Origin of the sequence: Actinomadura sp., assembly GCF_044508335.1 — a bacterium.
Classification (GTDB): domain Bacteria; phylum Actinomycetota; class Actinomycetes; order Streptosporangiales; family Streptosporangiaceae; genus Spirillospora.
Genome location: NZ_JBIQHY010000191.1, coordinates 1 through 7838 on the forward strand (window position 1 = coordinate 1; position 7838 = coordinate 7838).

8 protein-coding genes are annotated in these 7838 nt (G+C 69.4%); 2 read left to right on the forward strand and 6 right to left on the reverse strand.

Features of this window, described 5'->3' with window-relative positions; translation table 11 throughout:
• A partial coding sequence (locus ACIWVC_RS33555; protein ID WP_396455084.1) for a DUF222 domain-containing protein occupies nt 1-695 on the reverse strand: 695 nt, incomplete at its 3' end.
• Between the two features lie 967 nt (nt 696-1662).
• Here ACIWVC_RS33555 and ACIWVC_RS33560 point away from each other — a divergent pair.
• Nucleotides 1663-1842, forward strand: a complete 180-nt coding sequence (locus ACIWVC_RS33560; RefSeq protein WP_396452899.1) for a hypothetical protein — start codon at nt 1663-1665, stop codon at nt 1840-1842.
• A 577-nt stretch (nt 1843-2419) separates the two neighbouring features.
• Here the strand turns inward: ACIWVC_RS33560 and ACIWVC_RS33565 are convergent.
• Nucleotides 2420-3439, reverse strand: coding sequence for a hypothetical protein (locus ACIWVC_RS33565; RefSeq protein WP_396452901.1), 1020 nt, complete (start codon nt 3437-3439; stop codon nt 2420-2422).
• Between the two features lie 111 nt (nt 3440-3550).
• Here ACIWVC_RS33565 and ACIWVC_RS33570 point away from each other — a divergent pair, with 111 nt between their 5' ends.
• Nucleotides 3551-4171, forward strand: coding sequence for a TetR/AcrR family transcriptional regulator (locus ACIWVC_RS33570; RefSeq protein ID WP_396452903.1), 621 nt, complete (start codon nt 3551-3553; stop codon nt 4169-4171).
• Nucleotides 4172-4232: 61 nt separating this feature from the next.
• Here ACIWVC_RS33570 and ACIWVC_RS33575 read toward each other — a convergent pair whose 3' ends face one another.
• From ACIWVC_RS33575 to ACIWVC_RS33590, 4 genes are read right to left on the reverse strand one after another with little or no spacing between them, the layout of a single operon-like run.
• Nucleotides 4233-5105: a hypothetical protein gene (locus ACIWVC_RS33575; RefSeq protein ID WP_396452904.1), complete on the reverse strand. Its 873-nt coding sequence runs from the start codon at nt 5103-5105 to the stop codon at nt 4233-4235.
• 3 nt (nt 5106-5108) lie between these two features.
• A complete protein-coding gene (locus ACIWVC_RS33580; RefSeq protein WP_396452906.1) occupies nt 5109-5705 on the reverse strand; it encodes a hypothetical protein in 597 nt (198 codons plus the stop codon).
• Complete coding sequence (locus tag ACIWVC_RS33585; RefSeq protein WP_396455085.1) at nt 5702-6895, reverse strand: hypothetical protein; 1194 nt, start codon at nt 6893-6895, stop codon at nt 5702-5704. The genes ACIWVC_RS33580 and ACIWVC_RS33585 overlap by 4 nt, the downstream gene beginning before the upstream one ends.
• Complete coding sequence (locus ACIWVC_RS33590; RefSeq protein ID WP_396452908.1) at nt 6888-7310, reverse strand: hypothetical protein; 423 nt, start codon at nt 7308-7310, stop codon at nt 6888-6890. The genes ACIWVC_RS33585 and ACIWVC_RS33590 overlap by 8 nt, the downstream gene beginning before the upstream one ends.
• Nucleotides 7311-7838 lie beyond the last annotated feature (528 nt).

A 7838-nucleotide genomic window follows, 5' to 3' on the forward strand; every position in this document is an offset into this window, starting at 1 on the left:
CGGTGGTCGTCGGTTCCGGCGGGCTTGGCCAAAGGCCCCAGGGTGCCGTCCCAGATCGCGGCGTCCTCGGCGTTCAGCCAGCCCTTGATGTAGCGGCCGCCGTCCAACGACCGGGTCGAGTCGATCCACGACCGCTCATACCCGCGCGCCACGTCTGCCGGGGCTTGCTCGCGCCCGTCGCGTTCGGCGATCACCTCGCGGATCCGCTTGCCGAAGCCGGCGACCTTCCCGGCCGAAAAGCCCTGGTCGACCATGCCCAGCAGCATGCTCTCAGCGGCGCCGCAGTCGTCATCGTCAAGGCGGGCGGTGGCTTCGGCGATGGTGGCGGCGTATCCGGCCGACAGTTCACCGGCGGCCCACCGCTGCGACACCTCCGCCAGGCGGGGGCGCTGGCGGGCCAGGGTGAACCGCTCCTTGGCGCGGGCTTCGCGCATGCCCAGCCGGGACCGCAGCCAGGAACGTGTGGAGGGGAAACCCCACCGCTGCACCTCCCTGGCGCCGTCGACCACGCCGACGAACCCGGCCAGAGCCGCCTCCTGCAGATCACCGGCGGCGGCCAGGGCCTCGGTGAGCTCCATGCACGCCGCCGCCGATTCGGGGGCGGAGCGGGAGGCGAGTTCGGCGGCGATCGCCGATGCCGCGTTCACCAATTCCGTGGTGGACGCGGCGTCAAGGTCGACCGCGATTGAACTCATGCATCCATGATATCCGGCCGGGCGTCGTTTCGCGCTTTCAAGGCGAAATTCAACCATGATTCTTTTTAGCTACTCTTGATCAAAAACTGCCCGATAAGAAAAAGGCTCATTTCGGGCATTTCGAGTTCACCGCCCCGCGGATTGTGTGTCTGTGTTTCTGGCTGGGGTGGGGGCGGCGCGTCGGGCAGAGGGCAGGCGGAGCCTGCCCGACGAAAGCTGCACTCAGGGGCCGCAGAGGCTCCGAAGTCAAGGGTGGGACGAAGTCCCATCGCGAAGCGACGCCGAAGGCGCCCTTGACTTTGGAGGGGCGGCCCCGTACGCAGCGCCGCCCCCACCACGATTCCACGAACACACCTGGGACGAACCACGTCCGGCAGGCACCCGCAATTCCCTCCCGGTTGCGCCGCTCCCAGGTTCTCGGCTCACCACCTTCGCCCCTGACACTTCAGACCCCTCAGGCCGTCGCTGAGAACGACATCCGGGTACCCCGGCCAAAGACGGTGGCCGTCTGCCCGCACCGAGTGTGGGCGGACAAGGTCTGCTCGTCATCCAGAAGTGGCGGCCCCGGAATGCGTGGCATCGAATGCCTGGGCGACGGCAGGGCTGTCCTCCGCGTTGTTGTCGTTGGTAGTGGCAGCGGCGGGCGCGTGCTTGGTGGCGGCGTCGCCAGCGTGACCAGTGGATTCGGTGTCTGGGTGGGTGCGGGGCTGGCGGAAGTAGGCGTGCAGGCGGCGGATCTCGTTGAGATGAGCGGGACCAGATCGTCGGGTTCGTCCCGTCCGCGCTGTTGGAATGCGATCGATCGTCCCTGCTGGGCGGGCCCCTGTGCGGCGAGCTCGTCTGCCTCGCCGTTGCCGTTGCCGTCGCGGTTGCCGTCAGGGCCTGGGTCTGGAGGTGGACCGGCGGCCAGGAAGGCCAGGTGCGCGTAGGCGATCATGGCCAGGATGATGTGCCGGTACCAGGCGGTGTGCGCGCTGCCGCCGAACAGATCAGCGACCGGCTCGACCGGCTCGGCATCCTGATGGCCGTCGCGGGCGCCATGGCCACTCCGGCAGCCACCTCGCCCCTCCTCAACGGCCGCGGCGGGCTCTACCTGGAGGACTGCGACGTCGCACGCATCTCCGTCCCCGAGCAGCCCATGGGATGACGGAGGCGTCCGCGCCTACGCCACCGCACCTGACTCCGCCGCGCGACTCTGGGACCTGTCCCTCGCGGCGACCGGTACCACCCCGATCACCCGATGAACCCTCACTCCGCATGCGCACGCTGTCCACACCGCGCCACCGCGCGGCCGTGCCGCCGCGTCACCGCGTTGCCGCGCCACACGGGGCGTTACGGGCAGCCGACCTCACTGAGTGTCCACGGTCGCGACTCAGAGCAGGCCAAGACCGTATGCCGAGCGAAATCGGCAGGAGCGAAGCTCGACTTCGTATACCTGCACTCCATCATCGACGGCTCCTCCCAACCGGCCCACGCCGAGGCGCCCGCCGACGAGAAGGACGCCACCGCGGCGGCATCACCGGCGCGGCTAACAATCCGGCTCGCCGCCCACGGCATCACCCACATCCACCGCGTCGGCACCGACAACGGCGCCTGCTACCGCTCAGATGACTTCACCCGCATCGTCGGATGCCAAAGCCGACATCAGGAATCACCAGGGTGCCGTCACGCCGCAAGGTGCAGCTTGCCCGGGAAGCCGTTCGCCCTTTGACCAATGCAACGGGTCAGCGGTAGTGGTCGGCGACGGCGAAGAAGGCGGCCTTCGGTTCCCAGGGCATGTCGGGGTAGGTGGCGCCGCGGCCGTTTTCGAGGACCTTGACGATGCCGTAGCTCGCCAGGTCCAGGTCGTGGCGCGGATCTCCGCCGGGGCGGTGCGGGTGGTCGTAGAGGGCGAAGATGAACACGAACGCGCTGTCGACGCCTTCGGCTTCGAAGACGTCCAGGACTTCGCTCAGGTAGGCGGCCTGGCCGGCTTCGTCGCGGGCGTACTCGCCGTTCAGCCGGACGGGCGCGCCGGTGTCCTCGTCGTACTCGACGATCTCCAGGCCGCGTGCGCCCATGTCGCCCGCGCCGCGGAAGCAGGCGGAGCCGAACTCGGTGATCGCGACCGGCTTGCCCTGCGCGACGAGCGTGCGGACGCCTTCGCGGAACCGGTCGGCGATGCCGGCCGACCGGTAGAGGTCCATGGAGACGATGTCGAAGAGCGTCCAGTCCACGTTGTCGAGCTGGACTGCCGCGTAGGTGATCCGGCCGCCGAAGCGTTCCCGGACGAGCTTCACGGCGTCGCCGAGGAAGGCGTTCACGCGGCGACCGGCCTCGGTGATCAGGCCGCGCGGGCGCTCCGGCCGGCTCAGCAGGCCGACCCGTTCGGCCAGGGACTCGCCGGGGAGGAAGCCCTTGTTCATCAGGCTCAGTTCCGCGCCCGTCACGAACACGACCTCCGCGCCCCGCCGCCGGAGCCGCTCGGCGCGTTCGGCGCAGTCGGCGAAGAGCGCCAGCATCTCCTCGCCGGTCAGCTCCAGGGGATAGGGCGAGAACCAGACCTCGAGGCCCAGGTCGGCGGCCAGCGTCGCGGCCAGTTCCAGCCGGTCGGGGTCGCCGCCGCTGACGCGGACGGCGTTGCAGTGCAGGTCGTCCCGGATGATGCGGAGTTCGCGCTCGGCCAGCGCCGGGTCGAAGTGCTCGCGGGAGTTCCGCCCGTCGCGGACGAAGCCGGTGTCGTAGGTGATGCCCTTGGCTCGCATGGAGGGTCCTCTCTTCCAACTAGGGTACGGATCGTACCCTAGTTGCGTCCTGTGCGGCGGCGCCGCCAACCTTGGCGAGGAACGGGCGGTACCGGACACGGGGACGAGGGCATGGCGGGCGATCCGGAGAGGCGACCAGGTGGCGGGCAGACGCGGCGCCGCGGCGCCGTCCTGGAGGAGGCGATCCTCGACGCGGCCGCCGCGGAGCTCACCGAGTCCGGGTTCTCGGGGCTGACCATGGACCGGGTCGCCGAGCGCGCCCGCACCAACAAGAACGCGATCTACCGCCGCTGGCCGAACCGGCTGGCCCTCGGCATCGCCGCCTACCGGCGGCTGGCCAGGACCGTCCAGCCGCCCGACACCGGCAATCTGCGCGACGACGTCCTTGAGCAGCTCCGCCGGGCGAACCGCCACTGGAGTTCGCCGCTCGGCGCGATCCTGCGCGATCTGCTCGCGGCGGCGGGCGGGGCGCCGGAACTCCTGGCGCAGCTACCGGACCAGTCGGCCGACGCCGTGGCCGCGCCCTGGCTGACCATCCTCGGACGCGCCGTGGCGCGAGGGGAGGCCGCCCCGGAGGCACTCCACCCCCGCGTCGCGACCGTGGCGATCGTCCTGCTCCGCAACGAGTTCGTGGTGCGCGGCGTCCCCACCGCGCCTGACGAGGTGCTCGTCGAGATCGTCGACGAGGTGTACCTCCCGCTGGTGCGCCGACGCGGCACGCCGGACGGCTGACCCGCGCGATGCGGGACGCCCTCGACGCCCTGGTGACGTCCGTATGTGGACGTGCAGGTGCTCACGAGTCCATTCGGATGCGGAGATGGTGAAGGGCGTGCTCGTAGGCGGCTCGTTCGTGTGCGAGGTCTGACCAGTCATCGGGTGCTTCGGCGACCTTGAAGCAGTCCTCGCCGGTGAGGCCCCACACTTCCGATTCCACCCAGGACAGATGCCGGTACTTGCGCGGGGCCATGGCCTGGGAGCCGAAGTCCCACCCGACCGCCGACACCGGGCGCCCGGAGAACTGCTCGCGGGCCCGGTCCACGTAGCGGGCCGGCGTGAGCGTGTCGGGATGCAGGAACGACAGGTCGAATCCGTTGCCGCCCAGGCCGAACGCCGCGAGGCCGTACAGGAACGTCGCCTCGATGCCCCGGTTCGCGCAGAACTCGGCGATTCTGGTGGCGCCCACGAGTGTGCCCGCGTAGGAGATGACGAAGACCCGCCGGAGCGGGTGGACGGCCAGGAAGTGCCGCAGCGCGGTGATGATCGTCTCGCCGGAGGCGACGGTGTCGCCGATGAGCAGGGTCTCGGCCGGCGCCTCGAAGCAGCAGTACGGGACCTCGATGCGGGCGGTGTCATGAGCGACCGACGTCCGCGAGGTGGCGATCAGGTTGATGGGCAGGTTGTGGCCCGTCTCGGCCGAGACGGCTTCCGCGAGCTGGTAGATGAGCCCCTTGCTCAGAATCACCAGTTCGGCGGTCTGCCCGGGCCGGTACTCGTCGGCCAGATGGGCGATGAAACACCGGCTGGAACGGAGGCAGGCCGCGCGGAATCCGGTCCCCATGAGGTTGCGGTCGAAGAGCAGTTCCTCAAGGGCGTCGTTGTGGACGAGATAGAGCCGTGGGTCGTCCCTGACGAGTTCCGCGCTGCTCCGTTCCAGCTCGGTGTTCAACTGTCAGCGTCCTCTGGCCATGGAAGGCTCACGCAGGTGTTCGAGGGCGGCCAGCATGGGCGGATCGCCCGGCAGGACGTTGTCGCGGTATTCCGTGATGGCCTCCTCAAGCCATCGGGGCATGTGGTGGACATCGCGGGCTTTCTGCGGCGCCAGCTCCGGCAGCATCTCCCCGGCGGCCACGAAATCGTCGACGACCGCGGAGGCCAGCGCGGCCACGTGCGGGTGGACGTAGTCGCGGACGAGGACGCCCCGGTATTCCAGCTCGTCCGCCCGGTACTTGGAGTTGCGCGGGGCGACGACGATGATCGGGGTGCCGAGGAGGGCGGCGGCCGACATCTCCACCCCGATGCCGATGCCGCGCCGTTCCCGGGCGTCCACGACGACCGCTGTGGCGACCATCACCTGGTACATGTCGCGGCCGAACTGCCCGAGCGTGTTGGACGGGTCGGTGATGGGGTCGTCCGGGTTCAGGAAGACGACTTCGTGAGGTGCGGCGCCTTTGGTGACCTCCAGCCGCTCGATATCGGACCAGCAGAGTTTCTTCTCGTCCGAGGCGCCCTTCATGATGGAGCCGGAGCAGTATATGGATATGGTCATCGATCGTCTCTCCAGGTCGTTCTGCCATTGAGTGTGAAATCGGCCATGGTGCCGGCCACGGCCTGCACATTCGACTTCGCCTCGGCATAGGTGCGGGCGGGCCGGAATCCGCGTGATCGGCGTACCGCCAGGACGGCGATCCGCAGCGCGTCGAGTGAGGTCTCGTCGAAGGCCCGGTCGATGACGAGCCCGAACGAGGGCAGGGAGCGCAGCCGCAGCAGCTCGTTCCACTCGGCGATGCGGTGGACGAATTCCGCGATGCCGAGCCAGTGCAGCACCGTGTCGAGGCGCCGCGCCGACGGGAGCCTGCCGTCCATACCCGCTGACCTGCGGCTGAGACCGCAGGTCAGGTCGCCCGCGGGCAGGTCCGCGAGGATGGCGGCGTCCAGGTCGAGGAGGTAGCTGCGCAGGTAGGCGCGGGAAAGGAAGAAGGCGAGCGAAGTTCGTTCGGCGGGTGAAAGGGGCACGGGCAGGGTGGGTTCCACGAACCGCGCGATGAACGCCTGGCCTTCCAGCCGTTCGGGGGTCCGTGCGAGCAGCCGTTCGGTGCGCCCCCGTGGCCGGTGCCATCTGCGTGCGGTCCCGCGCGCGACGCGGTGCAGTTCTCCGCCGGGCTGCAGAGCAGCGCGCCACAGTTCGCCGATCCCGGCGGCCGTTCCGCCGCCGTGCCGAGGAGCCCAGAGGAAATCGGGACTGGCGCAGATTCCCCGCAACCCGGCGTGACGGTAGGGGTTGTGCCGGTCCCGCCGGTACTCGTGGACCTTCATTTCCCGGTAGTCGGCGAGGTCGGGGACCGGGGCGACGTAGCGGAGCGCGGCCGCCCGCACCAGCGGCTCGATGCACCCGAGGAAAATCGGGTACCAGGGGATCTCGAAAATGTAGGACGCGGGGATGAGCAGATGCCGCTCGGTCAGCAGCAGGGCCAGCCGCGTGGCGTCCAGGGCCTGGGTCAGCGTGAGCGCCGCGTGCCTTTCGCCGACGTCGACGCCGTAGCACGCCATGATTTCCGGGTTCGTGTACTGGACGAAGACGGGCCGCTCGCGTTTCACGGCGCTTCCGGCGGCGGGCGATGGCTGCGATGCGCCGCCGCCCAGCACGGCGGTGACGTAGATGTCTCGGGCCGCGACGAACGCGTCGCGTCTCGCCCACACCTGCTGGGTGGGAGCCGGGCGTTCCAGCTCCTCACCCATCGTCGTCCAGGGTCAGGGATATGTGCTGGTCGCGGCCCGCGATGAATGCGTTCCGCCCGGTGGTGATGTTCTGCACGACGTTGACTCCGTCCGCGTCCGGCAATAACTCTCGGACGTGTTGGACGAAGTCCTGGAGTTCGGTCGAAGCGTCCGTGTGCTCGGCGAGGAAGGCCGTCAGCAGGGCCGTCCAGCGCGCCTGCTCGGCCGCCGCGGCGGCCCGTTCGGGCGGGCGGCTCCGGGCGACCCTGCCCGCCGACTCCTCGAGTTCGCGGGTCAGCTCCGACTCGGCGGACCGCGCGCCGCGGCCGACGATCTGTGCGAGCCGCGTCCGCGCCGTGCCCCAGAAATCGGTCGTCATGGCCTCGACGAGGGCCGCCGCGACCGCACCGGCGAGCCCTGCCAGCGCGGGATCCATGTCGGTGCACCTTCCCGATCTGCCGCGGTCGCCCGTGTCCCTAATTCCGGCCCCATTATGGGACGCTAATCGCGGATCTTCCAGGGTCATCGCGCATGAGGAAGGTCGCGGCCGGAGCACACTCGCCTTTCTTTAGGTCACAATTAGCAAGGTTTCGGACATACTGCACGGTCCGTAACTCGGGTGTCGTTTGCGTCGCGGCTGCCGTGCCTGCCCAAACGGGCGGGCGGGAACTTGTCTGCTTTCGGAGTTTCTGTCCAAAAATCTGAGGGCCTTCGGGTGCGTCAGGTTCCCGTAGAGATGCAGATCACGGCACGGAATTCTCAGCGGAACGGCCGTTCTGACATTTCGATCGCAGACGGTCTCGCGATGGCCGACATCGGACGCGCGGGCGCTTCGCGAGCCGGGCGCTTCGCGAGCCGGGCGCTTCGCGAGCCGGGCGCGGCGGGAGTGTCGGCGGGGCGCTTCAGGTCCGTCTGACCGAGTCCGGTCGGTGTGCCGGCGGGTCAGCCGGGGTCGGTGGTGGTG